The sequence below is a fragment of the Marinobacter sp. G11 genome (assembly GCF_021282325.1).
Classification (GTDB): Bacteria; Pseudomonadota; Gammaproteobacteria; order Pseudomonadales; family Oleiphilaceae; genus Marinobacter; species Marinobacter vinifirmus.
Window position 1 is genome coordinate 23,064 of record NZ_JAJSPB010000020.1, and the last position, 17,686, is coordinate 40,749.

General features: G+C 56.1%; 16 protein-coding genes. 5 read left to right on the forward strand and 11 right to left on the reverse strand.

Going from position 1 to position 17,686, the window contains the following annotated elements; translation table 11 throughout:
- Nucleotides 1-15: 15 nt before the first annotated feature.
- Both LWH94_RS12970 and LWH94_RS12975 read right to left on the reverse strand, forming a co-directional pair.
- Complete coding sequence (locus tag LWH94_RS12970; RefSeq protein WP_022989656.1) at nucleotides 16-639, reverse strand: L-threonylcarbamoyladenylate synthase; 624 nt, start codon at nucleotides 637-639, stop codon at nucleotides 16-18.
- On the reverse strand, nucleotides 636-992 hold the full coding sequence (locus tag LWH94_RS12975; RefSeq protein WP_232902493.1) for a BolA family protein: 357 nt from the start codon (nucleotides 990-992) through the stop codon (nucleotides 636-638). The genes LWH94_RS12970 and LWH94_RS12975 overlap by 4 nt, the downstream gene beginning before the upstream one ends.
- A gap of 126 nt (nucleotides 993-1,118) precedes the next feature.
- On the opposite strand from LWH94_RS12975, the gene LWH94_RS12980 reads away from it, so the two are divergent.
- From LWH94_RS12980 to LWH94_RS12990, 3 genes are all read left to right on the forward strand, one after another.
- Nucleotides 1,119-3,281 (forward strand): DNA topoisomerase III, encoded by a 2,163-nt coding sequence (locus LWH94_RS12980; protein WP_232902494.1) that lies wholly within the window; start codon nucleotides 1,119-1,121, stop codon nucleotides 3,279-3,281.
- A gap of 83 nt (nucleotides 3,282-3,364) precedes the next feature.
- Nucleotides 3,365-4,048, forward strand: coding sequence for a response regulator transcription factor (locus LWH94_RS12985; RefSeq protein WP_022989659.1), 684 nt, complete (start codon nucleotides 3,365-3,367; stop codon nucleotides 4,046-4,048).
- Nucleotides 4,041-5,681 carry a PAS domain-containing sensor histidine kinase gene (locus LWH94_RS12990; RefSeq protein WP_232902495.1) on the forward strand — a complete coding sequence of 547 codons (1,641 nt, stop codon included), beginning with the start codon at nucleotides 4,041-4,043 and terminating at the stop codon, nucleotides 5,679-5,681. The genes LWH94_RS12985 and LWH94_RS12990 overlap by 8 nt, the downstream gene beginning before the upstream one ends.
- Here LWH94_RS12990 and LWH94_RS12995 read toward each other — a convergent pair.
- From LWH94_RS12995 to LWH94_RS13015, 5 genes are all read right to left on the reverse strand, one after another.
- Nucleotides 5,650-6,162 (reverse strand): shikimate kinase, encoded by a 513-nt coding sequence (locus LWH94_RS12995; protein WP_232902496.1) that lies wholly within the window; start codon nucleotides 6,160-6,162, stop codon nucleotides 5,650-5,652. The genes LWH94_RS12990 and LWH94_RS12995 overlap by 32 nt on opposite strands.
- A 7-nt stretch (nucleotides 6,163-6,169) precedes the next feature.
- The gene (gene sstT, locus LWH94_RS13000) at nucleotides 6,170-7,390 is read right to left on the reverse strand and encodes a serine/threonine transporter SstT (RefSeq protein WP_232902497.1); all 1,221 of its coding nucleotides are present in this window, start codon (nucleotides 7,388-7,390) and stop codon (nucleotides 6,170-6,172) included.
- A 459-nt stretch (nucleotides 7,391-7,849) separates the two neighbouring features.
- Nucleotides 7,850-10,972, reverse strand: a complete 3,123-nt coding sequence (locus LWH94_RS13005) for an efflux RND transporter permease subunit (RefSeq protein WP_232902498.1) — start codon at nucleotides 10,970-10,972, stop codon at nucleotides 7,850-7,852.
- The gene (locus LWH94_RS13010; protein ID WP_232902499.1) at nucleotides 10,969-12,315 is read right to left on the reverse strand and encodes an efflux RND transporter periplasmic adaptor subunit; all 1,347 of its coding nucleotides are present in this window, start codon (nucleotides 12,313-12,315) and stop codon (nucleotides 10,969-10,971) included. Before LWH94_RS13010 ends, LWH94_RS13005 begins: the two co-directional genes overlap by 4 nt.
- Before the next feature lie 5 nt (nucleotides 12,316-12,320).
- On the reverse strand, nucleotides 12,321-13,640 hold the full coding sequence (locus LWH94_RS13015) for a TolC family protein (RefSeq protein WP_232902500.1): 1,320 nt from the start codon (nucleotides 13,638-13,640) through the stop codon (nucleotides 12,321-12,323).
- A gap of 221 nt (nucleotides 13,641-13,861) precedes the next feature.
- On the opposite strand from LWH94_RS13015, the gene LWH94_RS13020 reads away from it, so the two are divergent.
- Complete coding sequence (locus LWH94_RS13020; RefSeq protein ID WP_232902501.1) at nucleotides 13,862-14,131, forward strand: hypothetical protein; 270 nt, start codon at nucleotides 13,862-13,864, stop codon at nucleotides 14,129-14,131.
- A gap of 125 nt (nucleotides 14,132-14,256) precedes the next feature.
- Entirely contained in the window at nucleotides 14,257-14,466 is a 210-nt protein-coding gene (locus tag LWH94_RS13025) for a hypothetical protein (protein ID WP_213477922.1), read from the forward strand.
- Nucleotides 14,467-14,968: 502 nt separating this feature from the next.
- On the opposite strand, the gene LWH94_RS13030 is transcribed toward LWH94_RS13025, so the two are convergent.
- From LWH94_RS13030 to LWH94_RS13045, 4 genes are all read right to left on the reverse strand, one after another.
- Nucleotides 14,969-15,520 (reverse strand): ABC transporter ATP-binding protein, encoded by a 552-nt coding sequence (locus tag LWH94_RS13030; RefSeq protein ID WP_232902502.1) that lies wholly within the window; start codon nucleotides 15,518-15,520, stop codon nucleotides 14,969-14,971.
- A gap of 133 nt (nucleotides 15,521-15,653) precedes the next feature.
- Nucleotides 15,654-16,073: a c-type cytochrome gene (locus LWH94_RS13035; protein ID WP_232902503.1), complete on the reverse strand. Its 420-nt coding sequence runs from the start codon at nucleotides 16,071-16,073 to the stop codon at nucleotides 15,654-15,656.
- A 110-nt stretch (nucleotides 16,074-16,183) separates the two neighbouring features.
- Nucleotides 16,184-16,657 (reverse strand): hypothetical protein, encoded by a 474-nt coding sequence (locus tag LWH94_RS13040; RefSeq protein ID WP_232902504.1) that lies wholly within the window; start codon nucleotides 16,655-16,657, stop codon nucleotides 16,184-16,186.
- Between the two features lie 187 nt (nucleotides 16,658-16,844).
- Nucleotides 16,845-17,681, reverse strand: coding sequence for an outer membrane lipoprotein-sorting protein (locus tag LWH94_RS13045; protein ID WP_232902505.1), 837 nt, complete (start codon nucleotides 17,679-17,681; stop codon nucleotides 16,845-16,847).
- Between the last annotated feature and the right edge of the window lie 5 nt (nucleotides 17,682-17,686).

Here is a 17,686-nt window from a genome sequence, read left to right on the forward strand (position 1 = left end):
CGGCAACCAACAGCCCTAGACCTGAAACGGCGCCGGATCACCTTTGCCAACCCGGGTAACTTCCGGAGCGTCGCCGGTGAAGTTCACCACCGTGGTGGCTTCCATTCCGCAGAAGCCGCCGTCGATGATCAAATCCAGTTCGTGTTCCAGGGTATCCCGGATTTCGTAGGGGTCGGTCATCGGCTCGCTTTCCCCCGGCAAAATCAGGGTGCTGCTCATGATCGGCTCGCCCAGCTCACCCAGCAACGCACGTACAATCTCGTTATCCGGCACCCGGACACCAATGGTACGGCGCTTGGCGTGTAGTAAGCGGCGTGGCACTTCGCTGGTGGCATCCAGGATGAAGGTGTAGGGCCCCGGGGTGAACGTCTTCAGCAACCGGTACTGGGTGTTGTCGACCTTGGCGTAGACGCCGATATCAGACAAATCCCGGCACACCAGGGTGAAGTTGTGCTTGTCATCCAGCTTGCGGATACGTTTGATGGTATCGGCCGCCTGCTTGTCGCCAAGATGGCAACCCAGTGCGTAGCCGGAATCGGTGGGGTACACGATCACGCCACCCTTGCGCAGAATTTCCACGGCCTGGTTGATCAGCCGCTTCTGCGGGTTTTCCGGGTGAATCTGGAAAAACTGACTCATGAATCTGCTCCCTGTTCCAGTTTGGCCGCCATGGAGGCATCACCCTTCGAGCCACCCATGCAATTCGGCGAATCCGGCGTAGCCTGACCACTGGCCTGCCATTCTTCCGGCGTAAACAGGTGCAGCGACAACGCGTGCACCGAGCCTGCCAGTTCGTCTGCCAGCACCTTGTAGATCGCCTGGTGCCGCCGAACCTTCATCTGGCCGGCAAAATCCGGTGAAACCAGGGTCACCTTGAAGTGGGTTTCCGAATTCGGCGGCACCGAGTGCATGTGGCTCTCGTTCTCTACCTGAAGCAACCTGGCTTCAAAGGCATCTGCCAGTTTGGTTTCAATGGCACTCTGTACTTTCATCTTCGTTTAACTCCCGCAATTCCCTGAGTGGTCAGTCTACTACACATTGGCCCTTACCCCCGAAACCTTGACAGCAATCCGGCAAAGGGCCACATTCCCGAACCGATCCAGCAACGCCAAGACCCCATGCATCTTTACATAGCCGAAAAACCCAGCCTGGCAAGAGCCATTGCTGCCGCCCTGCCCGGCCCACACCAGAAAGGTCAGGGCTGGATTCGCTGTGGTCAGGGCAAAGACGCCGCTACGGTCAGCTGGTGCATCGGCCATTTGCTGGAGCCGGCAGAACCGGCCCGCTACAACCCGGCCTGGAAAAAATGGCGGCTGGAAGACCTGCCCATGATTCCGGAGCCATGGCAGCTGTCCCCAAAAGACAGCGTGCGCCAGCAACTGAAAGTGCTGGAATCCCTGATCCGCCAGGCCGACACCATTACCCACGCCGGAGACCCGGACCGGGAAGGCCAGCTGCTGGTGGATGAGGTACTCCGTTATGTGGGCACCGAGGCGCCGGTGCAACGGATACTGATCAACGACCTGACCCCCAACGCCGTTGCCCGGGCCATACAGGCGCCCAAAGACAACCGGGAATTCCGGCGCCTGTCCCATTCGGCACTGGCCCGCCAGCGCGCAGACTGGCTGTATGGCATCAACCTGACCCGTTTCTACACGCTCACCTATCAGCAACAGGGCGAACAGGGCGTGTACTCGGTCGGCCGTGTACAGACCCCGGTATTGGGGCTGGTGGTAGAGCGGGATAACACCATCGAGGACTTTGAGCCGAAGCCCTGGTTCCGGATTGAAGGCGAATTCCGCGCCCGTGAAGAAGACGCAGACCAGCGCTCCTTCACCGCACGATGGCTGCCAGACGAACAATTCCAGGAACACCTGGACGAAGAAAACCGCCTGCTGAGCCGTGAAATCGCAGACCAGATTGCCGCAGAAGTAAACGGCCGCCCGGGCACCATTGTGGAATCCCGGTTCCGGGACCGGCCGGAAACGCCACCACTGCCACTGTCTCTGTCTGCCCTGCAAATAGAAGCCGGCCGGCTGTTCCGCATGGGTGCCAAAGACGTACTGGATACCGCCCAGAACCTGTACGAGCGGCACCAGCTGATCACTTACCCCCGTTCTGACTGCCGCTACCTGCCCGAAGGCCACTATAACCAACGCGAGCAGGTCATCCGCGCCATCGGCCGTGTCGCGCCCGAGCTGGAAACGCAGTTCGGCGAACTGGACACCAGCCGCCGCTCCGCCGCCTGGGACGACAAACAGGTGGACGCGCACCACGCTATCATTCCTACCGTGCGGCCGTCGGCCAACGGCAAGCTGACTGCGGCAGAGCAGAAAATATACGGGCTGATCAGCCGCTACTACCTGATGCAGTTTGCGGCAGATGCCGTACACCGGGAAGGCAAGCTGACGGTGAAAGTGCTGGAGCACAAGTTCCGGGCCACCGAAACCGCCATTCTCAGCCCAGGCTGGAAAAATCTGGAACTCCGGCTTCGGGAAAACAACAGCGAACCGGAAAAGCCCCCTCTGCCAAGGCTGGAGCGAAACGAACCGGTGCTGTGCCCCAACGCTGGCGTAAAAGAAAAGAAAACCCAGCCACCCCAGCATTTCACCGATGCCACACTGCTGTCGGCGATGACCAACATTGCCCGTTTCGTGGCGGACCCGGAGCTCAGAAAAACCCTGCGGGAAACCGATGGCCTGGGCACCGAGGCCACCCGGGCAGCGATTATCGACACCTTGTTCAAGCGGGACTACCTGTTCCGGGAAAAGCGCTACATTAAAGCCACAGACAAAGGCAAAGCGCTGATTGCCGCCCTGCCGGATTCCATCCGCACTCCGGATCGTACCGCTGTCTGGGAGGCGACCCTTGAAGGCATCCGCCGTGGCGAAGATGACCCCCGGCAATTCCTGGCCAGCCTGAAGGAAGAAATCACCGGCTTTATAAACCGGCGCCCGAAGCCGGCCAACGACGACAGCGTTGCCGGCACCGAAGCCATCCACTGCCCCAAATGCCGGGCACCGATGGTTGAGCGGGACGGCAAGTTCGGGCGCTTCTATGCCTGCACCCGCTACCCGGATTGCAAGGGCACCCGGCCGCTGGAAGACAGCCAGCCGAAAGACGGCACCAGCCAGAAACCGGTACCCTGCCCGCACTGTTTTTCACCCCTGGTGCGCCGGCACAGCAAGAAAGGCTGGTTCTGGGGTTGCAGCAACTTTCCCGGCTGCCGGCAAACGGTGGACGACGACAACGGAAAACCGGCGCTCACATTAAGGAAATAGCCCCTGCAGGGCTGATTGAACATTGAATTTCTGGAATAATGGCCGGATATTGCAGATAGCCCTATTAACGAAGGAAACGCCTGATGCGCATTGCGCTTCTTGAAGATGAGCACGAACAGGCCCAGCGGATACAGACCATCGTCTCCGAGAAAGGCCACCATTGTGACAGCTTTCCCACCGGCCAGGCCTTTCTGGGCGCGGTTCTGCACCGCAGTTACGACCTTATGATCCTCGACTGGCAGATCCCGGACATGACCGGCATCGACGTTCTGGAGAACGTGCGGGCGCACCTGAACTGGCCTATCCCGGCCATTTTCCTGACCCAGCGGGACAGCGAGTCAGACATAGTACGCGCCCTGGATGCCGGCGCCGACGACTACCTGGCCAAACCGGCGCGGGCTGCCGAATTGCTGGCGCGCATCAATGCCCTCGCCCGCCGCAGTAACCCGGACAGCGAGAAAGAAGTTCTGGTATACGGCCCGTTCGAAGTAAACACCCAGCAGCGCAGCATCAGCCTGCACGGTGAGCCACTGAGCCTGACCGACAAAGACTTCGACCTGACCCTGTTCCTGTTCCAGAACCAGGGCCGCTTGCTCACCCGTGAAATGTTGCTGGAACGGGTATGGGGGCTGACCAAGGACATCAACACCCGCACGGTCGATACCCACATGAGCCGACTGAGAAGACGGCTGGGGCTGAACCCTGAAAACGGATTCCGCATCAAAACCATCTACCAGCGCGGTTACAGGCTCGAAGCCGTTGCTTGACCGGAAGCTCTCACCGTGGGGCCTTGGCCTGCTGGTCCTCGGGGTGCTTGCTGGCAGCTACGTTCTGACACTGCTCGTATTCGGCTACCAGCTTTCACCTACCAACCTGCTGGCGATACCGCTGATTGCCCTGCCGGTGGCCGCGGCGGTGCAACTGGCTGTAACCAACCGGCTGCTGAACCGGCAGCTCGACAAAATGGTCAGAACGCAGACCTTGTCACTGCCGGAACCGTCGAAAAGACAGCCCCATCGCTTACTGGAACATTTCCGGGCCCTGCTGCGCCCGGAAGGCTGGTTGCTGGCAGAAGACGGCGACTTACTCGAAAACCACGGCATGAACCTTGCCGAGGCCCCGCCACTGCCGGAACCCGGCGAGTGGCAGCACCAGCAGCAGCAAAGCTGGATCCGGCTGACCCGGGGCGAAACCAGTTACGTCATCGGGCTCACCCTGCGCAACGACCTCAGCCGGGAAGTGATACAGCACTTCCTGCACAAACTGGAACTGGACTCGCAACCCGCTACCGGCCCGCTCAGCCCCGGGATCGGCCACTCGCCGCGCTTGCGCAAGGTGATCCTGGCCAGCGAACGCCTGGCCCAGATGCAGGCCTTTATCAGCAACAGCTTCGAACACATGCCGGACGGCATTATCGTAACCGACGAACTGGGGGTTATCCGGTTTGCCAACCAGCACATCGAAGACTGGTTCCGGGAGCCCATGCCCAGCATCACCGGCATGCCCCTGACCAGCCTGCTGGAAGGCCACGACCCGAAGGATACGCCGCCCTGGCACGAGGTGATTTCCGAAACCCTGACCCTGAAAGAAAGCCGCACCCTGGACGTTACCGTGCATGGCAAGGACTTCCTTGTTCACTTTGCGCCTTTCGAGCTCCCCGAACACGGCCAGTTCGGCATTATCGCCAACATATCGGACATTTCAGAACTGCGGGAACAACAACGACAGCACCGGGAGGCCATCGACTTCATCTCTCACGATGTGCGCTCGCCGCTGGTATCTCAGCTGGCCCTGATCGAACAATTAAAGCGGGACCCGGCCAGCATAGACGAACTGCACCTGGACCAGCTGCGGATGCTGGCTCGGCGCAGTTACAACCTGGCGGAAGAGTTCGTGCAACTGGCCCGGGCCGAACAGCTGACCGAGCCGCGCTTCTACGAGTGCGAACTGCTGGCCATTGTCGAAAACGCCCGGGACAGCGTGTATGAGCAGGCCCAGCGCAAAAACATTTCACTGCAACTGATCGGCACCGAAGACCTGTGGATGCGAGGCAATGCGGAGTTGCTGGAGCGGGCGGTCATCAACCTGCTGACCAACGCCGTGCAGTACAGCCCGGAAGACGCCACCGTGAGCATCCACGTGTATCGCGCTGCCCACCTGGCCTGCCTGGCCATCGCCGACGAAGGCTGCGGCATCGACACCGATGAACTGCCCTACCTGTTCGACCGCTACCACCGGCAAAAGCGCAGCGAGCTGGCGGGCACCCTGGGCGCCGGCCTGGGATTGTCGTTTGTGAAAACCGTGGTGGAGAAGCACCGGGGCGAGATCAAGGTCGACTCCCTCCCCGATGAAGGCACAACCTTTACCCTCAGGTTCCCGATTTCGGATCCGATGCTTTGACAACCGCTTCACAAACCTGGTCCTGGGTAAGGCCTTCGCCCTTCACTGTGATATCTGCATAGCGGGAATAGAGCGCAAAACGCTCGTCGAACAACTCGGAAAGGGACTGGTCCGGCCGGCGGGAAATGCCCCGCAGGCTGTAGTCACCGATTCTCTGAATGACCACATCCAGCGGAATATCCAGAAAAACCACGGTGCCATTGGCTTTCAGGTGGCGCATGGCGGCATCACTGTAAACAGCGCTACCGCCGGTGCTGATAACCTGGTTTTCCACGGACAGCTTCAGCAGCACCTGCTCTTCAATATGGCGCAGGGCCTGGTAACCGTCCTGGTCGACAATCTCCTGCAAGGTGCGGCCGGCCTCTTCCTGGATCAGAAGGTCGGTATCCACAAACCCCATACCAAGCCGCTTTGCCGCCAGCACGCCCACGGTACTTTTTCCGCTGCCGGGCATGCCGATAAAAACCAGGTTTCGAGACATCGCCCTGTTACCCCTCTTTGCGCTCGGCCGCGCGGCAGGCGGCTGCGGTAAACAGTACATCCGTAGAAGAGTTCAGGGCCGTTTCTGTAGAATCCTGCACCACACTGATTACAAAACCGATGGCGACCACCTGCATGGCGATATCGGTGGAGATACCGAACAGGCTGGTGGCCAAGGGAATCAACAGCAGCGAACCACCCGCCACACCGGAGACCCCGCAGGCCGCCAGCGCAGACACCACACAAAGCAGCAACGCGGTACCGAAATCAACCGGTATACCCAGGGTGTTGGCTGCAGCCAGGGTAATTACAGAAATGGTGATGGCAGCGCCAGCCATATTGATGGTGGCACCCAAAGGGATGGAGATGGTGTAGGTGTCCGGGTCCAGCTCCAGGCGCTCACAAAGCTCCAGGTTTACCGGAATGTTGGCGGCGGAACTACGGGTGAAGAATGCGGTAATGGCGCTGCCCCGAAGGCAGGCAAATACCAGGGGAAACGGATTCTGGCGGGTTTTCAGGAACACAATCAGCGGATTGGTCACCAGCGCCACGAACAGCATGCAACCCACAATAACACCCAGCAGCCGGCCGTATTCCAGTAAGGCGCCAATACCGGCCTCTGCCAGGGTGTTAGCTACCAGCCCCAGAATACCAAGGGGCGCAAAGCGGATAACAATATGAACAATGCCTGAAACCGCATCAGATACGTCATTCAGTACCTTGCCGGTGGCATCACTGGCGTGGCGAAGCATCATCCCGAGGCCAACCGCCCAGGCCAGAATGGCAATGAAGTTGCCCTCCATCAGCGCGGTAACCGGGTTGGCGACCATGCTCAGCAACAAGTCCCGGAGGATCTGGATGATGCTCTCGGGCGGATTGCCGCTCACCTCCGGCATATCCAGCGTAAGTTCGGTGGGGAAAACAAAGCTGGCCACCACCGCCACCAGCGCGGCGACCAGGGTGCCAACCACATACAACACAAGGACACCGCGAATATGCGTGGGCTGGCCTTTCTGGTGTGCGGCAATCGCTGCGGCAACCAACACAAACACCAGGATGGGTGCGACGGCTTTAAGGGCGGAGATGAACAGCTGGCCCAGAATCGAGAAGGATTTAGCCGTTTCAGGCGACACCACGGCCAGCAAGACACCGGCAATAATGCCTAGCGTGATCTGCGGAATCAGGCCAAGTTGAATAAGGGGGCGGAAAAGCTTGTAGAGGCCAGGCATCAAAAGCTCCGGTTGCTTGGTGGGACGGAATACTCGAAACCGCCGCAAATATCAGGGAACTCCGCACCCGGAATTAAAAAAAGAAAAGCAGATCAGAACATTACTGATCTGCTTTTCTTTTAACAACAAGCGGCGCAGATTTTGACCGACAATGATACAGACGCCTTACATTGGTCGCAATCTGACACGTTCAGCGTAAATAGGCCGAAATCTCACTACAGTCCCGTCATTCAAAGCTCTGAAAGCTCCTTCGGGCGACAATTCCTGGTTACGATCATCCTCAGGATGGAAGATCAACCAGCTAACCAATCGTACCCATCGGTCGCAAAGCGAACGTTCAGGCAAATAGATTTTGGAATATGCGCAGTAGACGGGTAGGCACCCTGCGAATGATCGTGATAACCGGTAAAGACGTGATAGCAAGGTGCCAGGCCGAATCCTGGCACCTTGCTATCGGCGTCACTCACTAAGAGTTCGCTGTTTCCAGAGATAAAAGAGCACAGGAATCACTAGCAACGCCAGAATGACGGCGGAAATCATACCGCCCACCATCGGTGCAGCTATGCGCCCCATGACTTCGGAGCCGGTACCGGTGCCAACCATGATGGGCACCAGACCTCCGATAATAGCAGCAGCGGTCATCATTATAGGCCGCACCCGCAATCCGGCACCGTGAAGCACGGCGTGGCGTAGCGTCTCGCGTCTTGGAGCCAGCCCCTTCTCTTCACAGGTTTCCAGCATTGCCTCGTAAGACTGGTTCAGATACACCAGCATGATCACACCAATCTCCACGGCAACGCCGGCCAGCGCAATGAAACCTACACCGACCGCAACAGAGAAGTTATAGCCCAGCAGATACATCAGCCAGATTGCACCAATCATAGCGAACGGCAGAGTACCCATGATGATGCCCACTTCCGCAAAACGACGGAAGTTCAGGAACAGCAGAATGATAATGATACCCAGCGTCAGCGGTACCACGTAGGTCAGCTTTTCCTTGGCACGCAGCATGTACTCATACTGGCCAGACCAGGTAACCGAATAGCCCGCAGGCAGATCGAGCTCTTCGTTAACGGTAGCCATGGCCTGCTCCACATAGGTGCCGACATCGACCCCTTCAATATCCACGAAGGTCCAGCCATTGAGGCGGGCGTTTTCACTTTTGATCGCGGGAGGACCATCTTCGACCCGAATATCGGCGACATCGGCCAGCGCAATCCTTTGCCCCGTTGACGTAACGATGGGCAACTGCTCCAGCTTCTCGGGGGAATCCCGGTAGTCCTGGGGGTAACGCAGATTAATCGGGTAGCGCTCAAGCCCTTCTATCGTCCTCGATACATTGATGCCGCCAATCGCCGAAGCAACAACCTGCTGAACGTCCGCTATGTTCAGTCCATAACGGGCTGCACGCTCCCGATCGATATCCGCCTTGATGTATCGACCGCCGGCAACCCGCTCTGAATAAACAGAGGCGGTACCAGGGATGTCGACCATGATCTCCTCAAGGCGTTTGCCAATGTCCTGAATAATGGCAAGATCCGGGCCCGCCACCTTGATACCGACCGGTGTTTTGATCCCCGTTGCCAGCATATCGATGCGGGTGATGATGGGCATAACCCAGGCGTTCGTTACCCCCGGGAAACGGATCAGGGTATTGAGCTCCTCTTTAAGCTTTTCGGTGGTCATCCCTTCCCGCCATTGATCCCTGGGTTTCAGCTGGATAAACGTTTCAATCATCGTTAAGGGTGCTGGATCGGTTGCGGTATCCGCCCGCCCTACTTTGCCGAATACCGTTTCTACTTCCGGTAAGGTGGCAATCAGCTTATCGGTTTGCTGCAGCAGCTGCCGGGCCTTGCCAATTGAAATACCGGGGTAGGTGGTTGGCATGTACATCAGATCGCCTTCATCCAGCGGTGGAATGAACTCACTCCCGATCTTGGTCGCCGGCCAAAGCCCCACAGCCAGTGCCAGCAGTGCAGCCATAACAGTGGTTTTCGGGAATCGAAGGACCAACTTCAGGACCGGCATATACGCACCGACCAGCAGACGGTTCACGGGATTCTTGTGTTCCGGCAGCACCTTGCCACGGATAAAATAGCCCATGAGCACCGGAACCAGCGTCACCGCCAGAGCCGCACTGGCTGCCATGGCGTAGGTCTTGGTGAAGGCCAGAGGCGCAAACATCCGCCCTTCCTGCGCTTCCAGCGCAAACACCGGCACAAAACTAACAGTAATGATCAGAAGCGAGAAAAACAGAGCTGGCCCGACCTCAGAGGCCGATCTGGCCACGACCTCCCATCGGTTCTCAGGAGTTAACGGGGTTCGCTCCATGTGTTTGTGCATGTTCTCGATCATGACGATGGCGCCATCGATCATCGCCCCGATCGCAATCGCAATGCCTCCGAGGGACATGATATTGGCGTTAATGCCCTGCCAGTGCATGACGATAAAGGCGGCCAGAATGCCAACCGGCAGGCTGAGAATCGCCACCAACGACGAACGGATATGAAACAGGAAGATGATGCACACCAGGCCCACAACCAGAAACTCTTCAAGCAGCTTGAACCCGAGATTATTCACCGCCCGCTCAATCAGACCGGAGCGATCGTAAACCGTCACCACCTCCACGCCTTCCGGCAAACTGGATTTCAGCTCCTCCAGTTTCGCCTTCACGCCATTGATGGTGGCCTGGGCATTCTCACCGAAGCGCATCACTACAACGCCACCCACGGTTTCGCCTTCGCCGTTCAGCTCGGCCACCCCGCGCCGCATCTGCGGCCCGACCTCAACACTGGCCACGTCTTTCAGGAGCACAGGGGTGCCGTTGTCATCGAGCCCCAGTGGAATTGACAACAGATCCTCACGGGACTGGATGTAGCCAGACGTGCGCACCATGTATTCCGCCTCGGCCATCTCGATGACGGAGGCCCCTACTTCCTGGTTGCCTCTTTTGATAGCGTTCTGGATGTGAGCCAGAGGAATGCCCAACGCCCTGAGCTTTTCCGGGCTGACCTTGACCTGATACTGCTTCACCATGCCACCAAGCGCGGCCACTTCGGACACACCGGGAACTGTTTGCAGTTCGTATTTCAGAAACCAGTCCTGCAGGCTGCGCAGTTGGCTCAGATCATTGTTCCCGGTGCGATCCACCAGGGCATAAAGGTAAACCCAGCCAACCCCGGTTGCGTCCGGCCCCAGTTGCGGGCGGGCCGAGTCCGGGAGGCTCGGGGCCACCTGGGACAGGTACTCCAGCACCCTGGAGCGAGCCCAGTACATGTCGGTGTCTTCATCGAAGATCACATAAACGTAGGAGTCACCGAAAAACGAGTAGCCACGGACGGTTTTGGCCCCCGGGACCGACAGCATGGCGGTGGTCAGTGGATAGGTCACCTGGTCTTCCACCACTTGTGGCGCCTGGCCCGGAAAGCTGGTTTTGATGATGACCTGCACATCCGAAAGATCCGGCAGCGCATCTACCGGCGTCTTGTTCAGTGAGTAAAGGCCAAGCCCTGTAATAAGCAAGGTGGCCAGCAATACCAGAAATCGATTACGAACAGACCAGTGAATGATGGCAGCGATCATGATTCGCCTCCGCCATGATTCATGGAACTATGGTCCATCGCCTCAGGTTCGATCTTGGGCTCCGCTTTCTCCGGATCCATGACGTGCCCCGAATGATCCATCTGTAAATCCATGGCGTTGCTGCCTGATGCCGACATTCGCTGGAAATCCGAAGTCTTGCTGGACTCGGAATCGATCAGGAACTGCGCAGAGGTCACCACGGTATCGCCAGGCTTAATGCCTTCCAGTATTTCTGCGTACTTGTCGCCAATCCGCCCTACCGTGACGTTGACGGACTTGAAGGCACCCTGTTCCAGCGCCACCACCAGACGGTCGCTTTGTCCAGTGCGGATGATCGATTCACGTGGCACCAACAGGCGTCTTTGCCCTCGATCCCCCTGGACCTCCAGGCGAGTAAACATACCGGGCAGCAAAGCTCCGTCGGAGTTGTCAAAACGCATCCGAACCCGGGCCGTCCGCGTCTTCGGATTAACCTCGGGATACACATAATCCACTTTTCCGCGCCACTGGCGCCCGGGCATGTAATCCAGAGTCATCACCACCCGGCTATCGCCTTCCACTGCCGAGAGCTGGCTTTCAAATACCTCGCCAATCACCCAGACTTCATCCAGTGCAGCAATCGACAAAACCCGGTCTCCGGGCTTTATGAACATGCCCTCGCGAACGTTCAGGTTGTCGATAACGCCGGAGCTTGGGGCGTATACGGTCATCGTTCTCTGTACGTTTCTCGTCTCTCGCAGCTGCCGTATCAGACTGCCCGGCACGTTCAGAGCAACCAACCGTTCCTCAGCGGCATTGACCAGGCGCTGATTCCCCCGGTTCAGGGCAAGGAGCAACTCCTCCTGAGCATTGACCAATGTGGGCGAATACAGGGTATACAAAGGCTTGCCTTTCTCGACTGGCTCACCCTCAGCTTTCACGTAGAGCGCTTCGATCCAACCCTCTACTCTGGGGTGTACGTGCGCCATCTCGTCTTCGTTATATTGGACGTAGCCCACGGTAGTTATGGTATTTGGCAGGCGCCCCTGGATAACGGACTCGGTGCGAACTCCTAAGTTGTTTACCACTGCAGGGGAAATACGAACGGTACCGACCGGATCGTCAGCCGACCCGGCATCCTCGAACACTGGAATCAGATCCATCCCCATAGGTGATTTTCCGGGTTTGTCGCTTTTAAAGTTAGGGTCCATGGGTGCGACCCAGTAAAGCGGCTCCTTTGTCTCGCCACCGGCCGCCTCCACTGTCGGATCGGACAAAATTTCCGGTGCCAGCCAATAGGCGGCACCCACGCCAGCAATCCCGCCGAGCAATACAAAGCCCAATGGGCGAACGAAATTAGCCATGATGATCAATCCTGGTAATGAGTCATTGAAGAGGAAGAAATATTGGAGGCGTCCGTGGTCAGATAACGGAAACTTGCCAGAGTTTTGGCTCGCTCGGCCATCATCTGGATCAATTCGACCTGGGCATTGAGTTCCGAAATCCGTGCACGTACCGCCTCAGCAAAATCACCGTCGTCATTGTTATAGGCGGTCAGCGCGGCGCTGGCCTGCTCTTCCATCTGAGGTAGGAGCGTTTGCTGATACAGGTCAATTCGATCATCCAACCGCTCGATGCGGGCTAGCGCCGCGCGCGCCTTTGCCTGGAGCGACCGGATTCTCAGAACCCGATCCGTCCTTTCGGCTTCCAGCCTGGCTGAGGAAGCACTGAGCCGTCGATCTTGCCGGTTTCCTGTGAATATCGGCAGGTCAAAACCAATACCAATCGAAAACAGGTCTGCCCTGTCCTGGCCGTTCGGAGCCTTATCCCGATAACCATATTGTGCGAAGACCGACCACTCTGGTTTGTAGGCTTGCCTAGCAAGATCTACGTCAATGGCCTGCACATCAATCAGTTGATCTGTGGCGCGAATCGACGGGTGACGGATGACAGACTCCACGGTCGTCTCAGACCAGCCGCTGGAAACGTCTTCCAATAGCCGAGGAGGAATGTTTTCAGTGACCAAGAACTGGGCCTGACTGGAACCGATCCATTCACCAAGAGCTTCCCTGCTGGAAGCCAACTGGGTGTGCAAGTCGGTCAGTCTATCTTCAAGGCGAGTCAACTCCAGCGAAGCACGAATAACATCTTGTTGTCTGGAGCCCATTGTCGCGGAGGTATATCCAGCTTCAGCAACATCCGCCAATTGCTCGAATAATCCCCGATTTTCTTCAATGAGGCGGATGCTTTCCTGGGATTTCCACAGATCGAGCCATAGGTGGGTCGCCGTTTCGGTGACCTGCGCACGGCGATTTTGGCGGAGGTAAGGCTGCACACCGGCCATCTCTTCTTTCTTTGCGCTAGCCAAGCGGCGGCTATCTCCACGAGGAATTCGCTGTGTAAAGCCAATCGTTCCCTGGGTCATGGGCTCTTGTCTGGTATCAAATGTGTCTAGAGGTAGATTTGCCGCGCCGATCGTTACCCGGGGATCGGGAAGCGCGCCCTCAGCAACAGACTCCTCCATCAACGCATTTTGTTTATAAGAGCTTTGGCCAAGCCAGGGATCGTTTTCAGTTGCTGCTTCGATGACACTCATGAGCTCCAGTCTGGGCTGGGCCCACGCAGAAATGCTACTAAACAGCAACACACCCAAAATAGTCTGCTTAGTAAAAAAGGTGCGGATGGACAACTTGAGATCTCCGTGGAAAGCATATAAGAGCGCTTATATTAGACCTCAAAGCTGAAACGAAGCTGAAATTAAGTGCGCACAAATTTTAGATTGATCTGGCTCAACTATTTTTATCACTAACAAAAGTTATCAAATCGTTAATAAACTTTTTTTTGTTTTTTCAGTTAGGTTTCAGGAACTAATGATCTAATGAAACCATCAACCAAACAGGAGGTGAAATTATGAAATCATTAATAGTATTCGCCGCAGCAGCCACTCTCTCAATGTCAGCACTTGCCGGCAGCATGCCGGACCACAAAGACATGAAAGAGATTCACAATAAACTGCACAATGAAATGAACAATGACCAAGTAAATGAAAATATTCTTCAGGATAAAGAACTGCAGCGACTCCACAAAGAAATGACACGCTATGGATTGTCAGAAGTTGGAATGGAGGCGCGAAGACAGATGATAAGTGAAGAAGGAGGAGCCTACCATCGTGCTTTATAGAAGAAACAAATGGAGCAGAAGGTAACGTACAGCAAATGATAACAGAAATACCGCTGGTGGGCATCAGCGGTATCTACTAGAGGCCCAGTTGCATGGGCCTGGAGCAACAAATCAAGGAGTTCGTCATGAAGAGCATCATTACAGCCATAGCAATGACAGCACTGTTTAGTTCCTTTGCCTACGCCGATTCTGGCTTAGCCGACAGGATTAACGAGGCAAGGAGCTATCCGAACAAGACCGTGGAAACCGTTGACAGGCAAGAACTCCGCCTGAAACATCAAAAATTACACAAGCAGATGAAGGAGGCGGGAATAGCAGATTCAAGTGACGACTAGTACGTTCCGCTTAGGCAGAGCTAACAAGCGAAGCTTGCTTCTCATACAAAGAACGTTGCCAGTCATGAAAATAGCATGACTGGCTATAGTATTGATTTACTGGAATCTCGGCGCTAAATTTATTACCGTACCGCAAACCTTAAAATGTCAATAGATGTATATTTGACTTGCGCCTTGACTATCATCTTCTTCATTAGTCAATATTAATAATCGAGATTCTCCTTTAGATTTAACATACGAAAAATCAATAATAAAGGAACTTAACTCATACATGGGGAAAACTGTAAACCCCGATTCGAGCTCACTATTATCCCAGCGGGCTCTGATTAACATATCTGACCCTGAAGCGGAAGCTAACCCAGAAAAACCCGACCTTCTCTTTCTGAGATAGGTCAAAACAGATCCATTATTAACGACCACCTTCCTGGGAATAGACAGATGCTCCTCGTTAACGGAAAAGGCGTAATCAGGTGATGTAGTGATTTCCCTATCCTCCAAGCGTTTAGTTAGCCTTGGCGACGAAACCTTGCCCAAGTCTAGCCGTGGGCTCGTCGGCCAGGACAATGGCGGGCTTGCTGACAATCGCCCGCGCCACCGCGACACGCTGTTGCTGGCCGCCAGACAGTTCATGGGGCAGCCGCCGCTCCAGCCCTTGCAGACCGACCTCCACCAAAATACGCTGGGCCTCGGCGCGGCGCTCCCGGAACGGCACTCCCCGTAGCATCAACACGTACTCGACATTCTCCTGCGCCGACAGCACACCGATCAGGTTGTATTCCTGAAAGACAAAGCCAATCTTCCACAACCGCAGAAGGGTCCGCTTCTTGCGGCTGAGCCCGGTGATTTCCTTGCCCGCCACCTGAATGCGCCCGCTATCCGGCTCATCCAGGACTCCAATCTGATTCAGCAGCGTGGTCTTGCCCAACCCGGATGGGCCCACCAGGGTTGTGAACTCCCCGGCATCGATGGTGACTGACACCTCATCGAGTGCCTTGACGGCTATGGAATCCTGACGGTAAACCCGCGACGCTTTTTCCACATTGACGATGCTCATACCAGGCCCTCACTGTGGGTTGCGCAGGAGGCGCAATGAAAAAATGCGCTCATCGGCGCATGAATTCTATAAGGATCTGGTCCGGGCGACCCGCACTGAGAGGTCGCGAGAGCCTTGACCAAAAACTAAGAGATTACAGCCCACTCCTTTCAAACCATGCATCATAGATCCGCTTATCCCATTTGCTCTGGAAGTAGCTGATAACGGCCTTCTGGTCGTCCTTGGAGAGTTTTCCTTCGAAGGCCGGCATTTGCCCACCTATGGGAGCACCACCTTGACTAATTGTACCCATCAGCATATCGAAAGGATGATGCCACGCATGCCCCGTTCCGTTGAGCGGTGGTGGCGGGTAGGAGCCATCCTTCAGGGGCGTTTTCCAATTGAAGGAGCCCTGAGCATTGCCACCATGACAACTTGCACAGTTGTCGTCGAATACAGTTGCACCGCGCTCGACCTGGGCTTGAGTGTACCAGCGCCCCTCCACGGCCCCGTCGCTGCAGCCGCTGAGCAATGCAACCAAAAGAACGGAGAATGAGACTTTTGCCCTGAGCATCGTATTTTTGTCCCTCAACTTCACGGAGCACCATGGGCCTGTGCCGATGAGGCCCTCAGACACCAGACCTGAGGAGCTCCCCATCGGTATGCCCAACAATGGTCAAAAAGTTACTTTTCGCGATCTTGAAGCTCCCGCTGATGTTCCAGCATTTGCTCCATCATCAGTTGCATCTGATCCATCCGCTTTTCCATAAACTGGATGCGGTTTTCTGATTTGATTACGGGATTTCCTTGGTTCGAACTTCCCTGCATCCCCTGACCGTTCATCATTCCTTGGCCATTCATCATCCCCTGACCATTCATCATTCCTTGATCGCCCATCATGCCGCCGCGCATCATTTGCATCTGCTCTTGCATGAGTTCCATATGCTCCTGCATGAACTTTTGCCGATTTTGTCCGGAGCTTCCGCGCATCTTGGGCGCTAAATCTTGCATGCGGGACATGTTCTGCTGCATTTCCTGCATCTGTTCAGTGGACATCATCATTCCACCAGCCCCCTGCTGGTTGTCTGAACCATGTGCCCAGACAGCCGGTGTGGCCATGATCAACGAGATTGCGACTACTTTGGTAAAACTCTTCATAGCGAAGCTCCTTAACGAGGTCGATTTGCGACATACCCAGTAAACACCATTCACCTGAATCGAAACTGAATATATACTAAAACCAACATCTCAATTGCTGTATATCAAATTTTTTTGGCTATTCGATTCAGCAGCGTGGTCTTGCCCGCCCCACCATCGTTGCGAACTCACCGGCCTCAATGGCGACCTACACCTCTTCGAGCGCCTTGACGGACATTGAGTCCTGACGGTAGATCCGCGATTCGTTTAAGACATGGAAGATGCTCATGCCGGCCCCTCGCTGTGGGTTGCGCAGCCGGCGCAATGAAAACACCTCTTCATCGATCGGCAGGTCGAATTCAATAGAGTCAATCGTGATCACCGTGCGGGACTCGGGGTTATCGGCGTCCACCATCGTCCAGCGGGTGGGTATCCGCCGCCCATCCATGGTTTCGATCTGCTCATAGGTCATGCGTTTGACGATCTGATCGCGCTCGTCGTAGTAGGCAAGCGAAACCGGGATCGAGTCCTCCCGAACATTGAATTCAAGACGGCTCCACACTACCGAGGCATCAGGTCGGGGCGTCGAGACAACACGATACACAGGCACCTCACCGGAATCGTCGGTTTCGACCAATTCGTGGGTGTAGTCCTCGACGAACGAGCTTTCCTTGACCAGGTCGTCGTTGCTGAAGTTGGAGCCCATCCATGGCTGGAGCATCATCGACGGTGGGATCTTGATGGTGCGATCAACTTTGGGCAAGTAATTCCACATGGCATCGCCGATGCGCAGCGAGCCGATGCCGGCCTCTTTTTTGGGCGCGTGAATGCGAATCAACGTATGCTCCGGACGATTCATCCAGGCTTCCAGTTCCAGTGTGCGAGTCCAATACTCAGACTCGATCCGCATAGTGAAACGCCCGTGATTGCTGTCGGACCACAGAGTCTGTTCCATGCCTTCAATCAAGGAAACTGCCGAGGGAGGGCCCGCGATAAGCCGACCTGATGCGGCAAACAAAAGGAGAACGCTAATCCAGACTCTCATTGACT